Source organism: Clostridium sp. Cult3 (genome assembly GCF_021655115.1).
Lineage (GTDB): Bacteria > Bacillota > Clostridia > Tissierellales > Tepidimicrobiaceae > PPXY01.
The window spans coordinates 1-21,588 of the sequence record NZ_PPXY01000062.1; the positions used below are offsets into that span (position 1 = coordinate 1).

The following is a 21,588-nucleotide window of genomic DNA, read 5'->3' on the forward strand; positions in this document are numbered from 1 at the left end:
TTCGTCCTGAGCCAGGATCAAACTCTCATAAAAAAGTTTGCCTGTTATTTAATAAATGTTACTCAAGGTATTTCACACTGTTTAGTTGTCTAGGTTCATCTGTTGTGCTTTATTAATATAGCATATTTATACTTAGTTGTCAATGTTTTTTTAAACTTTTTATTTGCTATTTATATATGCTATTATCATTCATTATCGTCCTTCTGTTTTTGCCAGAATTAATGACGACAATAGATAACTTAACATATTTCTCACTTCCATTCAATCCTTAAAAAAGTTGATTATAGATAATAATTCTTCAAATTTATAGTTATTCTAGCATTTGCTATTGTTATCTTTTTATTTTGCTTTATTGACTAAAATATATATTTTGATACCTCGCTACCTAAAGCTATTGAATATAGTTTAGATTCATAAGTATCTGCTCTTGAAACTAAAAGAATCGGAGCCTTTGCACCCATAATTACTCCTGCAGATTTTCCCTTGGCAAAATAGGTTATGCTCTTGCCTATGCCATTTCCCATTTCAATATTTGGCACTAATAATACGTCAGCATCGCCAGACACCTGACTATCATAATTCTTAATTTTCGCAGCATCTTTCGATACAGCTAAATCCAATGCCATAGGACCATCGACTATTACCTCTTCTCCAAAATATCCTGTCTCTGACTTTTTCTTAAGCTCCAATGCGTCTACAGTAGCTATCATCTTTGGATCTACTTTTTCCTTTGCAGCTAAACAAGCAACTTTAACCGTAGGGTTACCTAAAGCTTTAACAACTTTGATACTATTTTCAACTATTTTAATCTTATGTTCTAATGTAGGATTCAAGTTCATACCGCCATCAGTCAAGTATATTAGTTTATGATAGGTAGGAATATCATATATCATCACATGGCTCAAAAGACTATCTGTTCTTAAACCCCACTCCTTATTTAATACTGCCTTCATGAGGGTAGCAGTATCTACTAAACCTTTCATTATGAAATTAGCTCTTCCTTGACTAACCAGCCTAACCCCTATTTCAGCTGCCTTTTCTAGATCCTTTTCATCTATTATTTCGAAGTTTTCTATGTCTAATTTCTTTCTCGATGCAATTTCCCTTGTTTTTTCCCTATCACCTATCAATATAGGTTCAATTATTCCTAATTTATGAGCTTCTACTACTGCATCTAAAACTTCCTCATCTTGACTTGCTACAACGGCCAATATAGATCGATTTTGGAAATCCATTTTTAATAGCTGATCCAATTTCTTTATAGCCATATAAAAACCTCCCCTAATGTTTTTTATAATTAAGCTTATTAAACTGCTCCCCAACAGCTGCATCATTGGGATTTAATCTATAAGCAGTTTCAATATCCTCTGTAGCCTTCTCTATATCCCCTAATTGTAAGTACACTAACCCCCTATTAAATATGATTCTATAATCCATATGATTTAGCTCTATACCTATATTAAAAATATCTATAGATTCATTTGCATATCCCAATGCAAACAAGCAAATCCCCAATTCATTATAAACGTTGACATCTTGAAAATCTAAGTCTATTGCTTCATAAAAATAATCTATGGCATTTTCATAGTCTCCTAGTCCCTTATATGCTAAACCTGTTAAATAAAAAACATTTCCCCATTCTTTATATTTAGAACACAAGCCTAAAAGTTTTTCTAATGCCTGTGAATATTCTCCATTAGATAAGCTTACTACACCTTCTTCAAAATCTGCATCATCATCTATAAGTTCAATCTGTTCCCTTATCTCTTGAATTCTTTCTAGGTCCTTATCCATATTAATATATTTCTCCCAAATTAACTTAGCCTTTATAAACTGTTCATAATTCTTATAATGATATCCTAGTTTATAATAAGCCAATGGAAAATCCTCAGAAATATCTAATATAGATTCTAATCTTCTAGTAGATTCTAGTAGAAACTCTATAGACTTTTCAGTCTCACCCTTTTCTGCAAATTTAATAGATAGGTTCTCTAAAGATAAGGCATAATTAAATATACCGTTAATATTTTTATTATTGATATTTACTAATGACCTAAAGAACACCGCTCCATATTCTAAATTTTTAGCCTCTATATATTTTAAACCTCTATACATAATATAATCTTCAATATTTGGTTCATATTCATATAGTAGTTCCACATATTCTTCTTTAAATTTAAAATTAGTATCAATCCCTAAGATAAATATTATTCCATCTATTATATGAGATACTTTAATTTCCTCATAAATATTCCCTTTTTGGATTTCCCCTATCAGAGTGTCAATTATTATAGGAAGGGGAAGATCATCATCGATAGTATAATCCCTTATCCGTATATTGGAACCAGCCCTAAGTTCCACAAATGAAATCTTGTCCGTTTTTTTAACGAAGTATTCATCTACAACATTCATAGCATCACCTACTTAATCATAAAATTTATCCATATACATTCTTTTCCTTCGGGTACTAGTACTTAATAGTTTAAATAAATGCCCCCTATATATCATAGTAAAAGAAAATAGTATTTGACCTAAAAGATAAATTCCTAGCCCCTTTAGACTTAAATCTAGCCCAAAGCTTAAATGAGTCGTAAATATATCCATTATAACCCTTCCTGTAAGAAAATATAATGCTATATAAAATATAACATTGGGTACTAACCAGTTTAACCAATTTCCCTTCATGAAATCAAACGCATACTGGATGCTTTCATAAGGAGAATAGTATTTTTGATATATGGTTTCAGGCAAAGGATTTAATCCGATCAATATTACGATTCCTACTATTCGATTTAACAACTCAGCATTTGTTCCAGCTATACCGGTTAACAAAGACAATAGATAGCTGGCTATCCAAGCAATAAAAAACACTCCATATACCTTCCACAAATAGTATTTAAATCCTTCTTTGAAATTATCTATAGTTATCCTATCGTAGCTTATAATATTGGACAATAGGTATAAGTAGTTAGATATTAGACTACTACTAACAATAGCCATTATAAACCCTGCTAGTATATATAAAGGTCCTCTAAAAAAAGTATTTAATAGGATTAACATTAGCATGTTTAGTAATGTATAGGCCAATCCTGTAAATATTATAACCCAATTTTTTTGGAAGCTTTTTATGCTCTTTTTAAAAGTAGTTTTATTTACCAAGATAATATCTTCTATTAAGTTCAATTCATGTCACTCCTTAAAATATAATCAGTTATATCATAGGATAAACATCTATTTATAACTCCACTTCTATAGTCAAATAGAATATAGCTATCCCTAAGCATCCTTTCTCCAACAAAATAACTGTTTTCAATTAAATTGATTATATCAATCTCAAATTTTTCAATGTGAATTTTGTTAATTATCCTTTTAGTAGCCATATCCTTATAATCTGGTAGATAATCAGTCAATATACTTTCATCTTTTAATATATCATGCTTATTCTTTTGAATGAACATCACTTCCTGCCTATTGAAAAATTTCGGTATGTTAGGACTTTTATGATTATATATATAATCATATTTTAATACCTCGATAATAATATTTATGTCTAGAAACTGTTTATACTTACAGAAGTCCATCAATATTTCATACAACCTATTTCTACTATGGGATATCCTATGAAATCCTTTTGACTGCCAATAATCTAAATAATCCTCATAAAATTCAAAGGGGTTGTTATAGTGATTTTTTATAATATATTCTACAGAATGCTCAAAATATCCTTCATTGTAGTACTTCTCTACCAAATCCTCTACACCCTTCAATTTTAGCATTTCTTCATATTTTATATGATCTGTTTCTAGTACTTCATAAGGTGGTACATCTAAAAACTTAAATCCATACTCTTCTTTATCCTTCCTTAAACCAGAACCCTTTAAAAGCTTTAAAAAACCCAACTGAATTTTTTCTGGCTTAATATCGTATACATCGTTAAAAGAACCCTTAAAACTGCTATAGTCCTCATAGGGTAGTCCTGCAATTAAGTCTAAATGTTGATGTATGTTTTTATAACTTTTTATCTCTTTGGTTACTTCTTCTAATCTATTTAGATCAGTTCTTCTCCCAATGGTTTCTAATGTTCTTTCATTAGTCGATTGTACCCCTATTTCAAATTGAAACAAACCTTCTTTGACTCCCTTCAGGAAATTAAGCATCTCCTCATCTAAAAGATGGGCTGTAACTTCAAAATGAAAATTGATATTATTTGGATCTTTGTCCATTATAAAGCTCATTATTTCCATTGCATATTCCTTATTAGCATTAAAAGTTCTATCGACAAATTTAACTTGTTTGACTTTGGCGTCAATCAATCTTTCTAAGTCCTCCTTAACCCTGTCTATACTAAAATATCTCACACCTTTTATAGTGGATGATAAGCAAAATTGGCAGTTGAATGGACAGCCTCTAGAACTTTCAAAATATACTATTTTATCCTTAAACTCATGGCCAATTTCCTTATAAGGAGATGGAATACTATCTAGATTTTGAATTAGTTCCCTAGGAGGATTTTTGACTATTCTATCATTATCTCTATAAATCAATCCATCTATAGAACTGTAATCCCCTTTTTCTGTTAATATACTACTTAATAGATCTCTAAAGGTTGCCTCCCCTTCACCATATACTATAAAATCGATATACCAATATTTGTCCATTAATTCCTGTCCATCAAAGGATACTTCTGGTCCTCCCAAGATGATTTTTACATCTGGATCAATTAATTTTATGATTTGGCACACCTTTAGGGTCTCATCTCTATTCCAAATATAAGTAGAAAACCCTATAACATCTGGTTTCTTCTTATATATTTCACCAGCAATATAATCTATATTTTGATTAATGGTAAATTCCATCAATTCAATATTCGTAATATCCTCAGAGTAAGCCTTTAAATACCTTATTGATAATGCAGTATGAATATATTTTGAATTTAATGTAGTAAGTATGGTCCTCATATTTTCAACCTTTCTTTTTAAACTATCTCCATTATAGCACAATCTATTCTAAACTCCACCATATAGTTTTCACATGGCCCATGAAAAATTTATACTCTATTGTCATATTGAAGGATTCTCAAAAAAAGTATAGAATATAGTTAATACAATATTTTATGAAAGGAGTTATTTGATGAGAAAATTCGACAAAATTTCTATTCAAGAAATGTCTAAAGAGGATATGCTAATGATCATAGAAGCCCTTGAATATACTGGTACTAATACTAAAGTTGATGCATTTCTGGCATTAAGGGATAGTATTTTAAAGGAACTGGCTTCTCTATCTGAAAGTAGTGAAGAGGAGTTCTTAGCCTATTTAAACGATTCCTATTAATCCTTAAATAAAATATCAATATGAAATAAACCTTCCCTTGGGAAGGTTTAATTTACAAGCTTATATATACCAGATTTGGTATTTAAGTGTAAGATAGTCTTATTATTTATCTTTTCTTTTTTGATTACCCTAGATTGGTTTAACAGTGAATGGTAAAACTCATCTCCTACATCGTATTGAAATACATCAGGCAGATAATACTTTTTTATTTTTAATGATTGAGGATTTATCCTTCCTTTTCTTAAATTATTCACATAATTGCATAATTCAAAATAAAAGTCATCCTCTTTATAGCTTTCATGTTTTAGATCTGCCATTAAAGGGCTTATACACTTGCCAAATAATGTATTCGCCTCTTCCCCTTTTATAAAAATTTCTAGGCAATCCGTCAATACTTTAAAGTACTTGGAATGAGAAAAATTTAATACATTTAGTCCATGTATTCTATATTGTTCAAAGTTTACCGTGAAATTCCCCGGATATGTTTCCGTAGAAATTCTAATATAGTCAATATATTCTTCAATAAATTCAATTTGGGAAAAATCGATCAGCTCTTTTTTTAATTCCTCTATTGCATTTTCTTCTTCTCTAATCAAGAGATACAATAACTTAGATAATAAAATTCCCTCAATTAATGTTTCTATATTGCCTGTAGTGAACAACAGGTTTTTTATTACTTCTCTTCGTATATAAGCATAATCCTTATTGGACAATACAATAGGTATTATTCGAAAATAGGCAGTGTCATCTTTTTTATCCCAATATATATGCGAATCCATATTGCCTAGTATATTTAATAAGGCAATATTATCTCCATGTCTATAGTATTTCCATAGTTTCATCTCTTCGTTAAATCTCTTGTAATCTATATACACTCCTACATAGTCTTCAGAGGGCACAAGGGATTTAATGGTTAAAACCATTAAATCCGTAACATGGGATGGACCATCGTTTAATCTAATATCCTCATTAAAAGCAAATATCAAGGGCTTTAAAATATTTCTGTCTTCCATTATATCCTCTCCTACATTCTGTTTGGAGCTTCTATACCTAATAAAGCTAAACCAGTCCTAATTACCGTTTTGGTTGCATACACCAACGTCAATCTAGCCTTTTTTAGATCCTGTTCTACTGATAAAATAGGGCACGAATTGTAGAATTTATTAAAAGCCTTAGCTATTTCAACCACATGTCTTGTGATAAAAGATGGTTCGTATTTATAAGTTGCATCTAAAACTGCCTCCGGAAATTTGTATAACAATCTAATCAAGTTTATCTCATCATCTTCTTTTAGCAAAGCATAGTCTACTTTATCACCTAAACTAAATTCTCCTTTTTCAAGAAGACTATTGGCCCTAGCATGGGTATACTGAACATAAGGACCTGTCTCTCCTTCAAAGCTAAGGGTTCTATCCCAACTAAATACATAGTCCTTTATTCTACCATTGAATAGTTCCTGGAATATTACTGCCCCTACGCCTACTTGTTTTGCTACTTCTTCTTTGCTTTCAAGTTCTGGATTTCTCTCTTCCATAATTTTTAAAGTGCTTTCTACTGCCTTATTTAATACATCTTCTAAAAATACAACTCTACCTTTACGAGTTGATAAACTACCATCTTCTAAGCTTACCATACCAAAGGGAACATGAATACAATCTTCGGCCCAATCATACCCCATTAACTCTAATATCTTTTTTAACTGTTTAAAATGAAGATTTTGTTCCGATGCTACTACATAGATGTTTTTATAGAAATCATAATGTTCCTTCCTGTAAATAGCTGCTGCCACGTCTCGTGTAATATAAAGAGTTGATCCATCGCTTTTCTTTATCAATGCTGGTGGCATACCATAAGTCTCTAAATCGATGATAGATGCACCTTCAGATTCTTTTAATAAGCCTTTATCCTCCATTTTTTCAACAACCTTTGGCATCTTATCTGAATAGAATGATTCCCCATTAAAGGAATCAAATTCGATGTTTAGCATGCCATATACCTTGTTGAATTCTTTTAAACTCATATCTCTTATCCATTGCCAAAGTTCCAAAGCTTCTTCGTTTTTGTTTTCCAACTCCTTAAACCAATATCTTGCCTCATCCCTTAACTTTTCATCTTTTTCAGCTTCTGCATTAAATTTAACATATAGTTTTAACAACTCATTTATGGGATCTTTCTCGATAGTAGGCTTATCTCCCCACTTTTTATATGCTGCAATAAGCATACCAAATTGAGTTCCGTAATCCCCCAAATGATTTAATGCTTCTGTATCAAAACCTTGAAACTTATATATTTTATATAGGGAATTTCCTATAACAGTGGTTCTAATATGACCTATGTGAAAAGGTTTGGCAATATTTGGTGATGAAAATTCAACCAATACTTTCCTTCCTTTTCCTATATTTGAAGAGCCGAAATTTTCTTCTCTTTCTACTATGCTATTTAACACTGTTTCCGTTAGTTTTTCCTTGTTTATAAAAAAGTTGATATAGGGACCAACATTTTCAATTTTATTAAAATACTCTCCTCCTTGAATTTTCTCTGTCAATTCTTCTGCGATCATATTAGGTGCCTTTCTAAATACCTTAGCTAATCTAAAGCAGGCAAAAGCATAATCCCCCATGTCATAACTTGGTGGAACTTCGATTAATGCCTCTATTTCATCTTTAGGTAAGCTATTTTCTGCTTCATAAATACAATTTACTACTTCTTTCTTGAAATCTATCATATTCAATCCTCCTTTGATATTAAATATAGCCCTCATCTCTATAAGAGACGAGAGCTATCCCGTGTTACCACTCTTGTTGGCTTAAACCCACTCGAAGTTTATAACGCTAACAGCGTAATATCCTAATAATATTTCAGATATATTCTCAGAAGCTCTTTTCAAATATAATATTGTACTGGCTCTCACCATCTCCAGTTCGCTGTGACAAAATATATACTCTACTCTCTTCTTCAACGAATTTATATATTGATTTATTAATCTATAATATACAATATTAATAAAAATATTTCAAGGAGCTATTTTAACTCTATAACCGTAACACCATCACCACCTTCACCATATTTACCTATTCTTGAGGATTTTATATGTCTATGACCTTTTAAATATGAATTAACTCCGCTACGTAACACTCCAGTACCCTTACCATGGATAATATAGGCTTCCTTAAGACCTGCTATATACACATCATCTATATATTTGTCTAAATCAAGTAAAGCTTCATCTAAATTTTTGCCTCTTAAATCAATTTCATTTTGTACATTTGCTGATTTTGTTCTTATTATATTTTTTGTGCTTATCTGTCCCTTATCTAATTCCTCTTCTTCTGCTCTTCTTAAAGTTGAAATATGGACATTTACCTTCATAATCCCCACTTGTACAAGTACATTTCCATTTTCATCTGGTAATTCCAATACACTGCCTTTTTGATTTAAGGATAATACCTCTACTGTTTCACCTACTTTCAGGTTCTTAGGCGGTTCCTTAGATTTTACATTCAGTACATCGTCGGATATAGACTTTTCCACATCGTCCAATTTCGATCTCAATCTTTCTTGAGATTCATGAATTTTCTTATTCTTATCCTTTTCTATTTCATGGGAAATCTGCCTAAGTTCAGATACTATACTATCCGACTCTTCCTTAGCGATTCTAAGTATACTCCTTGCTTCTTCTTTTGCTTTTAATATGATCCTTTCTCTGGATTTTTGAGTTTTTTCCTTTTCTTGATCTAACTGTTCCTTAAGTTTTTCAACCTCATGTCTTAATTTTTCCGCTTCAAATCGGTTTTCCTCTATTATTTTCCTATCCTTATCTATAGCTTGTAATACATCTTCAAACTCTACATTTTCTTTGGAAACTAAGGTTCTAGCATAATCTATTATATAGTCCTGTAGTCCTAATCTTTTGGAAATCTCAAAAGCATTAGATTTTCCTGGTACACCAATTAGCAATCTATAGGTAGGTCTTAGTGAATCCACATCAAATTCTACCGAAGCATTCTTGACTCTTTCGGTTGTTAATGCATAGACCTTTAATTGACTATAGTGAGTCGTAGCTATGGTCCTTATATTTCTTTCTAAAAGATGGTCTAGTATAGACATAGCCAAAGCTGCCCCTTCGGTAGGATCTGTACCAGCTCCTAATTCATCAAACAATACTAAACTATTGTACTCAACATTTTCCAATATATTGACTATATTAGTCATATGAGATGAGAAAGTACTTAAGCTCTGCTCTATACTCTGTTCATCACCTATATCTGCAAATATTTGATCGAACACCCCTATTTCCGAATCAAAATCTGCTGGAATATGAAGGCCAGCTTGGGCCATTAAAGTCAATAACCCCACGGTTTTTAAAGTTACTGTTTTACCACCAGTATTGGGTCCAGTAATGACCAATGTGTTAAAATCATTACCAATATATATATCAATAGGAACTACCTCTTTAACCTTTAATAGGGGATGTCTTCCCTGTTTAATATTAATATAGCCTTTCTCATTAAGATTTGGTTCAGTCCCTTTCATATCTAAAGCCAATTTACCTTTGGCAAATATGAAGTCTAATCTTTGCAATATATTTTGATTGTTTCTAATAGTCTCCCCTTCTTTTGCTACCAAACTAGATAGTTCTCTTAATATCCTCTCTATTTCTTCTCTTTCTTTTATCTCTAGTTCTCTTAATTCATTGTTTAGTTCCACTACTGCCATAGGTTCAATAAACAGTGTAGCACCACTGGATGATTGATCGTGCACGATACCAGGAAAGTAACTTTTGTTCTCCTGTTTTATTGGTACTACATACCTACCTTCCCTTACGGTAACTATACTATCTTGAAGGTATTTCTTATATTTTGAAGAACTAGTAATAGAATTTAGCTTATCTCTAATAGAATCATTTTTACTTATTATCTGTCTGCGAATATTTCTAAGGGTTGGGCTGGCATTATCGGATATTTCATTTTCCCCAACAATAGCATTATTTATCTTATCTTCAATTTCTTTAAAGGTTCTTAGATCATCTATTAATCCTTGAACTATTGGATAGTCTAGAGCACTTTGATCCTTTATCCCTTTCATATACCTCTTTAAGCTCCTAGTTACCCTTAGTGAATCTGAAACCTTAAGTAAAGAACTAGGACCTAATACCCCACCAATTTCAGCCATTTTCAATTCATGGGAAATATCATAAATACCATATAGTGGAGGAGTCCCCTTTTTAATTAATAAGCCTAAAGCCTCTTTCGTCTCCCTTTGCAGATATTTAACTTCTTTAATATCAGTTGAAGCTTTAATAGCTTTAGCCATTTCTTTACCTAATTGTGATTCAGCTTTTTGTACAAGCATTTCTACGATTTTATCATATTCTAACACTTTGTAAGTTTTATTATCCATCTGATCACCTCAATCCTATATAACCCCTCTGTAATAATGGCCTCGGGTTATATGGTTCTTGTTCCTATAATCATTAATATATTTGTCAACTACATCCTTTGATATAGTTTTGTTAGCATAATCATAGTATATCTCTTGAATTTCCCTTATATTTTCCTCTTCAAAGGTAAAATCCAATCTTATCATATCTATATCATTGTCATATACCTGATGTATATTATCTAATATCATCAGTGGAACAGAATTGTAGATTGTAGTAGTTCCTTTCCTTCTTTCCATATAGAAATCAATATTCTTTCTATCCCTAATACCGTATCCTTGACTGTAAGGACAAGTATTGCAATTCCCATCATCTTGACAGTTTTTAACCAAAGCCATGGGGCAATGTTTTGTAATCATAAGAGGTAAATAACCGTATCCAATAGTTTCATATATGATAGAATCCATTTTCACTATTTTCTTTATCTGGTTCATATTTAATTCAGGGGACAATGTAATCCCTTTAACCCCAAAATCCTTTAAAAGTTCAACAGTGTAACTATTAAAAGGATTTAATCCAGTTTCCCCGTGAATCTCAATATCGAAATTATCTTTTACAAACTGCAATGTACCTATATTGGCTACGGAAATGCCGTCTATTATATTGACTATAGGTGATATTTTATCCTCTAGAACCTCTAAATCCTTTCTATAAAGGATTCTATCCGTCAATAGATAAACTTCCTTCCCTTGAGATTTAACCTTTGATATAGTCTCTTCTAAACTATCATCAAATCCAATATAAAGCCTATCTAACTTATTTAAATTTAATTGCTCAAATTGTTCTTTGTTCCTCACACTTACGGATATTCTGTTTTTAATTTGAAAACTTCTATTCTCAAGTATAAAATATTTGTCGATTGTTCTACCATAGTCCATATTTGATATTGGTATACGCTTGTTAAAGTCTTTTCGCATATTATCCAATATCTCTATAGCATCACGCCTTAATTTATTTATATCCCTTACCGCCATAAAAGCATTTTCATCTAATTCAATCTGTATATCGTCCAAATAATACACTGTATCATTTAACTTGGATAATTGGTCTATTACTTTTTGTTCTGTCAAAGCTACTTTTTTAGCTATTTCAACTGGATTATTAGATTGAACTTTTATCCTCTTGTCTTTATATATAAGAGTTAAGCTAGCTAATTCATCTATGGATATATTAACTTCCATACGAATGGGATATTTAATATTATCCCCTTCATAGGATTCTCTTGCTAACCTTAGTAGCTCAGCACTAGAGGTCTTATATACTTTAGAACCTACAGGTATATGTGGCATATTTTCAATGATTATTACCTTACCAGCCTCTCCATTAAAGTCCACTAACTTCCCAACATAATTCCCTTTAGAGGTCTCAAGTTCAATACCATCCCCTTTTTTTATTTTATCCATTAGTTTTATATAAACATCCTTTCCGACCACCTGAACAACCTCGCCTATAAAAACGCCCCTGTTGTCCGGTCTCTCATAGGATATGGCTTCTCTACCAAAATCCCCCAACATATATCCTTTGGTAAATCCTCTGTTAAATATTTGAGTTATGTTTTTTTTATCTTTCTCAGTAATAGAATCCCTTCCTATATCCAAAGCATTTCTATAGTTTTTTACTATTGTAGCTACATATTCAGCCCTTTTCATTCTGCCTTCAATTTTTAACGAAATTATTCCACTGTCTATAATATCATCAATATAATCCAATGTGTTCAAATCTCTTGGACTAAGAAGATGTTTTTCTTTCCATCGATCAAAAACTATCGTTCCCTTTGAATAGTCCACAAAGCTATAGGCCATCCTGCAAGGTTGGGCGCATTTACCTCTATTGCCACTTCTTCCCCCCAACATACTGCTCATTAAACATTGTCCCGAATAGCATACACATAACGCTCCATGAATAAATCCCTCTAATTCAATATCTGAATTAGCATGTATATATTTTATTTCATCTATAGGTGTCTCCCTAGCTAAAACCACCCGGTCAAAGCCAACTTTATTCAAAAAAATAGCTCCTGGTAAGTTATTTACAGTCATCTGAGTACTTCCATGTAATTCAAAATCAGGAAATACCCTTCTGACCAAGTAGGCAAGACCTAAATCCTGTACAATAAGCCCATCAATATCTATTTCATATAGGTATTTAATATAGTCTAAGGTATCCTTCATTTCTCCATCATCAATTAATATATTTACCGTAACATATATCTTTACACCTCTTAGATGTGCATACTCTACAGCTTGTTTTAATTCATCATCATCAAAATTATTGGCATATTGTCTTGCACTAAACATCTTCCCCCCTAGATAAACGGCATTAGCGCCGTTCTGAACAGCAGCATACAGGGATTCCATACTACCCACAGGAGCTAATAATTCTATATTTTCATTTACCACTTAATTATACTTCCTCCTTGCTAAATATATTTGTTTCACTTTCATAGGTTTTTAAGGCTTCTTCCAATTCCTTTTTAATCTCTATTAGTTCAATTTGATTGTCGAATATTTTGTCTTGAAGTTTTTTAATCATCTTTTGACTTTCTTGAAGTTCCTTTTCTTTTAACGTTAATGCTTGATTTTGTTGTTCAACATTTCTACTTAGATTCTCATTTTCCCTATTAATTATCAATAAATCGTCCTTATAAGTATTACAGCTGTTTTCTAACTTTTCTATCTTTATTTTAGCTTCTTCCAATTGTTTCACAAGGGTATCATATTGTTCCATAGGGGCTCTGGCCTCATTTTTTAAACTATTTAACTCTTTTTTTGTCTTATACAATTCATCAGTGATATTTAATGCTGCTAAGGTTGCTGCCATAGAAGCACTTAATTTGTCATTTTTGCTCGACATCTCCTTGATTTTTTCATCTACAAAAGCAGCTAAACCACGTATATATTCTCCTGAACCATCCCCTATTACTGTAAAGTTACGACCATCTATAAGGACGTCTATTTTATTTTTTCCCGTCATAACTTACCCTCTCCCTTTTTTTATTATATTACTTATAATATTCTCCATAATTCTTCATTTTCCTTCATTTTTTTGTAAAAAGGAGTAGAAAAATCTACTCCTATCTTCTAAGCTTCGCATCAAATTTATTTTCCAAATCCATTATTATATTATCTTGTATTCTATTTACTTCATCGTCTACTAAAGTTCTTTCATAGGACCTATATGTTATTGAAAAAGCAATACTCTTTTTTCCTTTTATTATTTGATCCCCTTCATAAATATCGAATAGCTCAACAGCTTCGATTAGATTTTCACTGTTTTGCCAAATAATCTTCTCTAAATCTCCAACTAAAACATCCTTGTCGACAACAACTGCAATATCTCTCATAATAGCAGGATACTTAGGCAATGGTTTATATTTTCTATCAAGAACTGCCTCTTTAACTAATTTATCAAAATCTAAATAAGCCATATAGATCCTCTGATCTATATCGAAGTTTTCCATCACATCTACAAATATTTCCCCTACAACACCTATATTTTCTCCTTTGTAGATTACCTTTGCAGTTCTATTAGGATGGAAGGTTGGATTGTTTTCTTCCCGTGAAAATTCTATATCGTTAATTCCTAATCTATCAAAAAGTATTTCTAATACTTCCTTAATATCATAAAAATCTCCACAACCATACATACCAATAGATAGCATCTTTTTCTCAATAGGCAATTTTTTAACTGGGAGATCTCTCGGTATAAATATATTCCCAATCTCATAGACAAAACATTTCTTTACTCCGTAATTATAATTCCTACTTAACAAGGTTAACATATTGGGAACTAAAGTAGTTCTCATTACGCTATAGTCTTCTCCCAGAGGATTCATTATCCTTATATAGTCTCTCAAAGAACTATCAGTTTCTACTTTCATCTTATCATATACCTTTGGACTGCCAAAGGAATACGTTAATACTTCATTAAGCCCTAAGCCTTGTAATATCGACTTAGCCTTGTTTTCAACTATCTTTTCGTAGGGTCTTTCCCCTCTGGTCAATACCCCCACTAAAGGCTTTGTCTCTATATTATGAAATCCATACAACCTTCCTACTTCCTCAATTAAATCTACTTCACTGTTTATATCCAATCTAAAGGAAGGTACCTCAACTATTATTCTATTGTCCTTTAAAGAGACTATCAATTCCAACCTTTCAAGGTAATGCTTCATTTTATCAGTAGATAAATCGGTTCCAAGAAGTCTATTAACCTTTTCAGGTCTTAACTCAATAATCTTTTGTTCAATAGGATTATTAAAAACATCTATATTGCCCTCTATAACAGTACCAGCACCAGTTTCCTCAATTAGCTGACAAACTCTTTCCGCTGCTACCTTACATAAGTTTGGATCTATCCCCTTTTCAAAACGTGCAGAAGCTTCAGTCCTCAATCCTAAACCCTTAGAGGTTAAACGAATGGACTTACTATTGAAATTTGCTGATTCCAATAGTACGGTAGTTGTTTCATCTGTAACTTCAGTATCCATCCCCCCCATTACACCTGCAATTCCAATAGCCTCCTTCTCATCAGCTATTACAAGATTTGAAGATGAAAGGGTTCTTTCAACTCCATCGATAGTCTTTAGTTTTTCACTCTCTTTTGCTGATCTTACGAAAATCTTACTCCCCTCTAATTTATCCATATCGAAAGCATGAAGAGGTTGACCGTATTCCAGCATTACATAATTGGTAATATCTACAATATTGTTTATAGGCCTTACACCAGCTTCCATCAGCCTAAGTTGAAGCCATAATGGGGACTCTGCAATCTTCACATCCTTAATAATCCTAGCATAATATCTGTTACAAAGTTTGTCATCTACTTCTATAGATTCTAAATAATCATCTATATTTTCCACCTCTTGTGAAACTTTAACGCTAGGCAACTCAAGCTTTTTATCAAAGGTAGCTGCTACTTCCCTCGCCATACCAATGATACTCAAGCAATCAGGCCTATTAGGGGTTATCTCCAATTCAATTACTTCCCCTTTTAAATTTAAAACATCATTAATATCAGTACCTAATTCGTAATCTCCACTCAAAACAAATATTCCATCTCTTTGATATTTTGGTATAACATTGTCACTAAAACCCAACTCCCTTAAGGAGCATAACATACCATAGGAATCTACTCCCCTAAGTTTTGATTTCTTTATGTAATTACCATCTGAAAGCCTTGCCCCCACTAGAGCTACTGGTACATAATCCCCTTCTTTTAGATTCGTAGCCCCAGTCACTATCTGTAGAGTTTCTTCTCCTACATCTATATTGGTAATAACTAATTTATCTGCATTAGGATGTTTTTTTATTTTTAATACTTTACCTACTACTACATTATTAATGCCTTTATCTAAAGAGATGATTGACTCCACATGAGAACCAGACAAGGTAAGTTTATCTGCCAATGTCCTAGAGCCATCATCTATGCTTACATAATCTTTAAGCCATTTCACTGGTAATAGCATTTTATTCCTCCTCAAGTTGTTTAAAATTGTTCTAAAAATCTATTGTCATTTTCAAATAATAGTCGTATATCATCTATTCCATACTTTACCATGGTTATCCTGTCTATCCCCATACCAAAGGCGAAACCGCTATATTTATCTGGATCTATCCCGCAGTTTGCTAATACCTTTGGATGTACCATGCCACAGCCTAAAAGTTCCATACTCCATCCCGTTCCATTACATACCGAGCATCCTTTTCCTTTACAGTCAAAGCAAGACACATCCACTTCCGCACTAGGCTCTGTAAATGGGAAATAATGAGGTCTAAATCTAGTCTTCATATCTTTTCCAAACAATTCCTTTATGAATATGTCGATAGTATGCATTAGATTAGCCATAGTAATATTTTCATCTACAACCAATCCTTCTAGCTGATGAAACATAGGCGAATGGGTATCATCCACATCATCAAACCTAAAGGTTCTTCCTGCAGATACTATCCTTAGTGGTGGTTCCATCTCCTTCATTGCGCGTATTTGTACTGGAGATGTATGGGTTCTAAGTAAAATATCCTCCGTTATATAGAAGGTGTCTGTTAAATCTCTAGAGGGATGATTTTCTGGTGAGTTCAATGCATCAAAATTATTCTCGACGGTTTCAATTTCTGGCCCTTCTATCACGCTAAAGCCCATGCTTATAAACAAATCTTCCAACTCCTCTATAGTAGCTACAAGAGGATGCCGATGACCTAAATTTCTTTTCCTTTTAGATATACTGATATCAATTTTTTCCCTTTCAATCCTTTCGGCTTTTAATTCCTCTTTTATCCTCTCCTTAGCTAGGGAAAGTTCTTCATCTATCTCTCCTCTAATCTCATTGGCTAATTGGCCAATAACAGGTCTTTCTTCTTTAGATAGTTTTCCCATTTCCCTAAGAAGTAATGTTAGCTCACCTTTTTTGCCTAAATACTTTATTCTAATATTTTCAAGTTTATCTAAATTGTCCATAGATTTTACACTATTTAAAGCTTCTTCCCTAATACTCTTTAACTGTTCTTTCATCACAAGGCTCCTTTCTGATAAAAAACAAGACCTAAACCTTAAAGACACAGGTAAAAAGGTCCAAACTATTTAATAAATTATACCACCTATATGTTTAAAACACAAGGTTTATTGACTACGTTGCCTCATAGCTTCATACATTATTATTGATGATGCTATAGCCACATTTAAAGACTCTGCTTCCCCTACCATAGGTATCTTTATCAAACGATCCGAGACAGAATAAAGATAAGGTGATACTCCACTGGCCTCATTGCCAATAATAAGCGCCGAAGCATCTTGAAAGTTAGTTTCGTGAATATATTGACTGCCCTCTAATGAAGTGGAATAAATCCTTACTCCTTTCTCCTTTAATCTTTCAATAGTCAACACTTCATCGGGCTCATGAAATATTGGCACCCTAAATATAGAACCCATAGTTGAACGAACTACCTTAGGATTATATACATCCACACAACCTTCCGTCACTATTATACCATCGATTCCAAAAGCATCAGCAGTCCTTATTATAGTTCCCATGTTTCCTGGATCTTGAAGTCTATCTAATAACAATATAAATGAATTCCTATTTAAATCCAATTCATCTATTGAATTGCTTCTAAACTCTGCCATAGCCATTATCCCCTGGGGGTTTTTTATATTAGATATTTCTTTATATAATTTATTTGGAACGTGAATTGTTCTAGGGTCAGAGCTTATTTTGTTAAAAAGCTCCTTTCCACCTTTTACATTTAACAATTCGTCCGAATATACGATATTGACAACAGGATAATTATTATCAATACATTCTTCTACTATATTTATACCTTCCACTATAAACCGTTTTTTTATCCATCGATCCTTTTTCCTATATAAACTTTTTATCTCCTTTATCATAGGGTTTGAAGGACTAGTAATACTTGTCATAATTTATTCACCAACACTCTGTTCTAATTTTTCAATATCCTTTGTACTCCCTATTACTACTAACACATCGCCCTCGAGGATAATATCGTCAGCATAAGGCGAAACATTTATATCATCCCCTCGTTTTATAGCCATAACATTGATACCATATTTTGTCGGAAGCCTTAATTCCTTTAATGTCCTATTTGACCACTTATCTAATGCAGCAATTTCCAATATACTATAATCAGGAGAAAGTTCAATAAAATCTAAAATATTTGAAGATACTAAATTATGAGCAACTCTAACTCCCATATCCCTTTCAGGGAAAATAATTCTATCAGCTCCAATTTTAGATAATACCTTTCCATGAAGTTCATCATGAGCTTTTACAATTACTTTTTTTACACCTAAATCCTTAGCTATTAAAGTAGCCATTATTGAAGCCTGATAGTTTGAACCTATGCTTACAATAACCACATCAAAATTTCTAATACCTAGTTCAGCTAGCACCTTTTCATCGGTAACATCCGCTTGTACCGCACAAGTTACACTATCAGATATCTCTTGGACTTTTTCTTCATCTAAATCAATGGCCAATACTTCATGTCCTAAATCATATAATGTTTTTGCAACGCTCGAACCAAATCTACCACAACCTATAACTACAAACTGCTTCATATCCTTTCTCCTCTCTATCCAACTATAATATTTTCTTCAGAATGCCTATATAGGGATTGCTTTTGTCTTTGTGCAAAAGCAAAAGCCATGGTTAAGGGTCCTACCCTACCTGCATACATAGTTAATGTAATCACCAGTTTACCAACATCTGATAAGTTAGGGGTTATGCCTCTTGTCAATCCAACTGTTCCAAAAGCTGATGTGGTTTCAAAGAGCACATCTAAAAAAGAAAATTCTTCAGTAATTGTTAGTACAATTGATACTGTCAAAATCAGAATCAGACCAATACTAACAATAGCCAAGGATCTATTTATTATATCCTGATTTAATCTCCTATTAAAAGCTACTACATCTTTATTCCCTCTAATTACAGCTAAAGTAGTCAATAGGGTAGCACCAAAAGTAGTGGTTTTAATACCTCCAGCTGTAGAGCCAGGAGAACCTCCAATAAACATAAGTATAATCATTATAAAAGCAGTAGTGTCATATATCTTAGATATATCTATAGAGTTAAATCCAGCAGTACGAGGAATGACCCCTTGGAAAAAAGAAGCCAAGACTTTTTCTCCATTAGAAAGTTCTGCTAAAGTGTCTGGATTGTTTCTTTCTACAACAAAAATTATCAGCATTCCAATTAGTATCAACATAAAACTAATACTTAAAACCAATTTTGAATGGAGGCTAAGCCTTTTAAAACTCTTTTTATTTGAAATATCAATTAATACGGAAAATCCCAAACCCCCAATTATAATTAATAGACAAATTGTAATATTAATTGTAAAATCACCAACAAAAGATACCATACTATTCCCAATTATATCGAATCCCGCATTACAAAATGCAGATATGGCGTGAAATATGGAAAACCATATACCCTTTGCAAGGCCAAATCTAGGAATAAATCTTGTTGAAAGAAAAATAGCACCAATGCTTTCTATCATAAAGGTCGATAATATAACATATTTAGTTAATCTAACCATACCAGATAATGCATCTTGATTTAACTGTTCTTTGATTATTAACCTTTCCTTTAAGCTTATTTTTTTCCCTATTAAAAGCGCCATAATAGTAGCAGATGTCATAAATCCTAAACCGCCTATTTGGATTAGAATCAATATGATTATTTTGCCAAACAAGGACCAATACTCAGCAGTATTAACAACTGTTAAGCCAGTAACACAAACTGCTGAGGCAGAGGTAAATAGGGCATTTATAAATCCAATACTTGCATCATCATTAGTCGCTATAGGCAAATTCAACAATATTGCTCCCAATATTATTAAGGCCCCAAAGCCTGCTACTAAAAACCTTGGTGGATTTAATTCCAATCTATTTAAATGTTTTCTAACAAATGTCATATAAAAGGCCTCCTATAATTACATAACCACAAATATTGTACCATAAACAGCCTTAAAGTATCAGTTTTTTGAAAAAATAAAAGCTCCGTACCCGGAACTTTTAGTTTACATACCCTTTGCAATTTCTACTAATTCTTTAAAACCATCTGGATCGTGAATTGCCATCTCTGATAGCATCTTCCTGTTGATTTCAATATTTGCCTTTTTAAGTCCATTGATAAATGTACTATAGTTCATTCCATTTTGTCTTGCTGCTGCATTTATCCTTGAAATCCAAAGCTTTCTAAAATCTCTCTTTCTTTGTTTACGTCCTGAATAAGCATAATTCAAAGACTTCATAACAGCTTGATTTGCTGGTCTATATAATTTGCTCTTGGCACCATAGTATCCTTTTGCTTGTTTTAACACTCTTTTATGTCTTTTTCTAGCAGTAACTCCACCTTTTACTCTTGCCATTTAAAGTACCTCCTTCATTTGAATATTTCTAGTTCATCTATTATGGTAATAGTGAATCGATTCTTTTTTGATCACTTTTACTTACTAAAGCTGGTTTTCTTAAGTTTCTAACTCTCTTTGGAGACTTTTTCCCAGTTTTATGACTTTTATAAGCTTTATACCTTCTAAGTTTACCTGTCCCTGTTCTTTTAAATCTCTTTGCTGCTCCTCTATGAGTTTTCATCTTGTTCTTTTTTGCCATATCTTTTACCTCCTCTACTTACTCAGTTTTGGGAACTAGATACATGATCATATTTCTTCCTTCCATCTTTGGGGCTTTATCTATAACTCCATGTTCAGAAGTTATCTCGGCAAATTTTTGCAAAACTTCTTTACCCATATCCGTATGCCCTAATTCTCTTCCTCTGAACCTTATACTAACTTTAACCTTATCCCCATTGTTTAGAAAATCCATAGCTCTTCTCGCCTTTACATTCAGATCATGTTCCTCAATGTTTGGACTCATCCTTACTTCTTTTACATTGATTACCCTTTGATTCTTCTTAGCTTCTTTTTCCTTTTTAGCTAATTCATATTTGTATTTTCCATAATCCATAATCCTACATACTGGTGGTTTAGCGTTTGGAGCGACTTTTACCAAATCCAATTTTCTATCATAGGCAATTTCTATGGCCTTTCTGGTTGGCACTATTCCTATTTGATCACCGTTGACATCAATAAGTCTTACTTCTTTTTCCCTTATCTCTTCATTAATTTGAAGTTCTTTAATATTACTGCACCTCCTAATATTTTAAAATAAAAAGCGGGTACAAGTACCCGCTAATAGTCAACATTAAATAAAATAGTCTATACTATTCTACATTTTAGTTTAATTATTGTAACCTTATGAGCCTCAGCTATAAGGTGAGAAGCGGACACTTCTACTTG

At 32.4% G+C, this 21,588-nt stretch carries 18 protein-coding genes and 2 other annotated features (1 of these 20 only partly in view); of the genes, 1 reads left to right on the forward strand and 17 read right to left on the reverse strand.

Annotated elements, in window-relative coordinates; genetic code table 11:
- Positions 1–356: 356 nt before the first annotated feature.
- The 4 genes from C3E88_RS11390 to C3E88_RS11405 are packed head-to-tail and all read right to left on the reverse strand — an operon-like array spanning position 357 to position 5,000.
- Positions 357–1,268: a bifunctional enoyl-CoA hydratase/phosphate acetyltransferase gene (locus tag C3E88_RS11390; protein WP_236910310.1), complete on the reverse strand. Its 912-nt coding sequence runs from the start codon at positions 1,266–1,268 to the stop codon at positions 357–359.
- Positions 1,269–1,281: 13 nt separating this feature from the next.
- On the reverse strand, positions 1,282–2,412 hold the full coding sequence (locus C3E88_RS11395; protein WP_236910311.1) for a tetratricopeptide repeat protein: 1,131 nt from the start codon (positions 2,410–2,412) through the stop codon (positions 1,282–1,284).
- Positions 2,413–2,424: 12 nt separating this feature from the next.
- Positions 2,425–3,183, reverse strand: coding sequence for a hypothetical protein (locus tag C3E88_RS11400; RefSeq protein ID WP_236910312.1), 759 nt, complete (start codon positions 3,181–3,183; stop codon positions 2,425–2,427).
- Complete coding sequence (locus C3E88_RS11405; RefSeq protein ID WP_236910313.1) at positions 3,180–5,000, reverse strand: B12-binding domain-containing radical SAM protein; 1,821 nt, start codon at positions 4,998–5,000, stop codon at positions 3,180–3,182. The genes C3E88_RS11400 and C3E88_RS11405 overlap by 4 nt, the downstream gene beginning before the upstream one ends.
- A 130-nt stretch (positions 5,001–5,130) precedes the next feature.
- On the opposite strand from C3E88_RS11405, the gene C3E88_RS11410 reads away from it, so the two are divergent.
- Positions 5,131–5,331 (forward strand): hypothetical protein, encoded by a 201-nt coding sequence (locus C3E88_RS11410; protein WP_236910314.1) that lies wholly within the window; start codon positions 5,131–5,133, stop codon positions 5,329–5,331.
- A gap of 47 nt (positions 5,332–5,378) precedes the next feature.
- Here the strand turns inward: C3E88_RS11410 and C3E88_RS11415 are convergent, their stop codons facing one another.
- The 13 genes from C3E88_RS11415 to infC all read right to left on the reverse strand — a co-directional run bounded on the left by C3E88_RS11415 (position 5,379) and on the right by infC (position 21,448).
- Positions 5,379–6,344 (reverse strand): hypothetical protein, encoded by a 966-nt coding sequence (locus tag C3E88_RS11415; protein WP_236910315.1) that lies wholly within the window; start codon positions 6,342–6,344, stop codon positions 5,379–5,381.
- Between the two features lie 11 nt (positions 6,345–6,355).
- Complete coding sequence (gene argS, locus C3E88_RS11420) at positions 6,356–8,056, reverse strand: arginine--tRNA ligase (RefSeq protein WP_236910316.1); 1,701 nt, start codon at positions 8,054–8,056, stop codon at positions 6,356–6,358.
- Between the two features lie 40 nt (positions 8,057–8,096).
- Positions 8,097–8,299, reverse strand: a binding site (T-box leader).
- 53 nt (positions 8,300–8,352) lie between these two features.
- Positions 8,353–10,731: an endonuclease MutS2 gene (locus tag C3E88_RS11425; protein WP_236910317.1), complete on the reverse strand. Its 2,379-nt coding sequence runs from the start codon at positions 10,729–10,731 to the stop codon at positions 8,353–8,355.
- Positions 10,732–10,746: 15 nt separating this feature from the next.
- On the reverse strand, positions 10,747–13,170 hold the full coding sequence (locus C3E88_RS11430; protein WP_236910318.1) for a DUF3656 domain-containing U32 family peptidase: 2,424 nt from the start codon (positions 13,168–13,170) through the stop codon (positions 10,747–10,749).
- Positions 13,171–13,174: 4 nt separating this feature from the next.
- Positions 13,175–13,744 carry a cell division protein ZapA gene (zapA, locus tag C3E88_RS11435; protein ID WP_236910319.1) on the reverse strand — a complete coding sequence of 190 codons (570 nt, stop codon included), beginning with the start codon at positions 13,742–13,744 and terminating at the stop codon, positions 13,175–13,177.
- A 100-nt stretch (positions 13,745–13,844) separates the two neighbouring features.
- Positions 13,845–16,238, reverse strand: coding sequence for a phenylalanine--tRNA ligase subunit beta (gene pheT / locus C3E88_RS11440; protein WP_236910320.1), 2,394 nt, complete (start codon positions 16,236–16,238; stop codon positions 13,845–13,847).
- Between the two features lie 20 nt (positions 16,239–16,258).
- Positions 16,259–17,281 carry a phenylalanine--tRNA ligase subunit alpha gene (gene pheS, locus C3E88_RS11445; protein ID WP_236910321.1) on the reverse strand — a complete coding sequence of 341 codons (1,023 nt, stop codon included), beginning with the start codon at positions 17,279–17,281 and terminating at the stop codon, positions 16,259–16,261.
- A gap of 108 nt (positions 17,282–17,389) precedes the next feature.
- On the reverse strand, positions 17,390–18,187 hold the full coding sequence (locus tag C3E88_RS11450) for a TrmH family RNA methyltransferase (protein WP_236910322.1): 798 nt from the start codon (positions 18,185–18,187) through the stop codon (positions 17,390–17,392).
- A gap of 3 nt (positions 18,188–18,190) precedes the next feature.
- Positions 18,191–18,847 carry a potassium channel family protein gene (locus C3E88_RS11455; RefSeq protein WP_236910323.1) on the reverse strand — a complete coding sequence of 219 codons (657 nt, stop codon included), beginning with the start codon at positions 18,845–18,847 and terminating at the stop codon, positions 18,191–18,193.
- A 14-nt stretch (positions 18,848–18,861) separates the two neighbouring features.
- Entirely contained in the window at positions 18,862–20,205 is a 1,344-nt protein-coding gene (locus C3E88_RS11460; RefSeq protein ID WP_236910324.1) for a TrkH family potassium uptake protein, read from the reverse strand.
- Between the two features lie 105 nt (positions 20,206–20,310).
- Positions 20,311–20,661, reverse strand: a complete 351-nt coding sequence (rplT, locus tag C3E88_RS11465) for a 50S ribosomal protein L20 (RefSeq protein ID WP_236910325.1) — start codon at positions 20,659–20,661, stop codon at positions 20,311–20,313.
- 40 nt (positions 20,662–20,701) lie between these two features.
- On the reverse strand, positions 20,702–20,902 hold the full coding sequence (gene rpmI, locus C3E88_RS11470; RefSeq protein WP_236910326.1) for a 50S ribosomal protein L35: 201 nt from the start codon (positions 20,900–20,902) through the stop codon (positions 20,702–20,704).
- 18 nt (positions 20,903–20,920) lie between these two features.
- Positions 20,921–21,448 carry a translation initiation factor IF-3 gene (infC, locus tag C3E88_RS11475; RefSeq protein ID WP_236910335.1) on the reverse strand — a complete coding sequence of 176 codons (528 nt, stop codon included), beginning with the start codon at positions 21,446–21,448 and terminating at the stop codon, positions 20,921–20,923.
- A 1-nt stretch (position 21,449) separates the two neighbouring features.
- Positions 21,450–21,588, reverse strand: a sequence feature (ribosomal protein L20 leader region) (it continues 5 nt past the right edge of the window).

Coding starts and splice junctions, on each gene's coding strand:
- C3E88_RS11425 (WP_236910317.1), bottom strand. CDS start 10,731: ATGGATAATAAAACTTACAAAGTGTTAGAATATGATAAAATCGTAGAA.
- pheS (WP_236910321.1), bottom strand. CDS start 17,281: ATGAAAGAACAGTTAAAGAGTATTAGGGAAGAAGCTTTAAATAGTGTA.
- C3E88_RS11450 (WP_236910322.1), bottom strand. CDS start 18,187: ATGACAAGTATTACTAGTCCTTCAAACCCTATGATAAAGGAGATAAAA.
- C3E88_RS11390 (WP_236910310.1), bottom strand. CDS start 1,268: ATGGCTATAAAGAAATTGGATCAGCTATTAAAAATGGATTTCCAAAAT.
- zapA (WP_236910319.1), bottom strand. CDS start 13,744: ATGACGGGAAAAAATAAAATAGACGTCCTTATAGATGGTCGTAACTTT.
- C3E88_RS11415 (WP_236910315.1), bottom strand. CDS start 6,344: ATGGAAGACAGAAATATTTTAAAGCCCTTGATATTTGCTTTTAATGAG.
- C3E88_RS11410 (WP_236910314.1), top strand. CDS start 5,131: ATGAGAAAATTCGACAAAATTTCTATTCAAGAAATGTCTAAAGAGGAT.
- rplT (WP_236910325.1), bottom strand. CDS start 20,661: ATGGCAAGAGTAAAAGGTGGAGTTACTGCTAGAAAAAGACATAAAAGA.
- argS (WP_236910316.1), bottom strand. CDS start 8,056: ATGATAGATTTCAAGAAAGAAGTAGTAAATTGTATTTATGAAGCAGAA.
- pheT (WP_236910320.1), bottom strand. CDS start 16,238: ATGCTATTACCAGTGAAATGGCTTAAAGATTATGTAAGCATAGATGAT.
- C3E88_RS11395 (WP_236910311.1), bottom strand. CDS start 2,412: ATGAATGTTGTAGATGAATACTTCGTTAAAAAAACGGACAAGATTTCA.
- rpmI (WP_236910326.1), bottom strand. CDS start 20,902: ATGGCAAAAAAGAACAAGATGAAAACTCATAGAGGAGCAGCAAAGAGA.
- C3E88_RS11455 (WP_236910323.1), bottom strand. CDS start 18,847: ATGAAGCAGTTTGTAGTTATAGGTTGTGGTAGATTTGGTTCGAGCGTT.
- C3E88_RS11460 (WP_236910324.1), bottom strand. CDS start 20,205: ATGACATTTGTTAGAAAACATTTAAATAGATTGGAATTAAATCCACCA.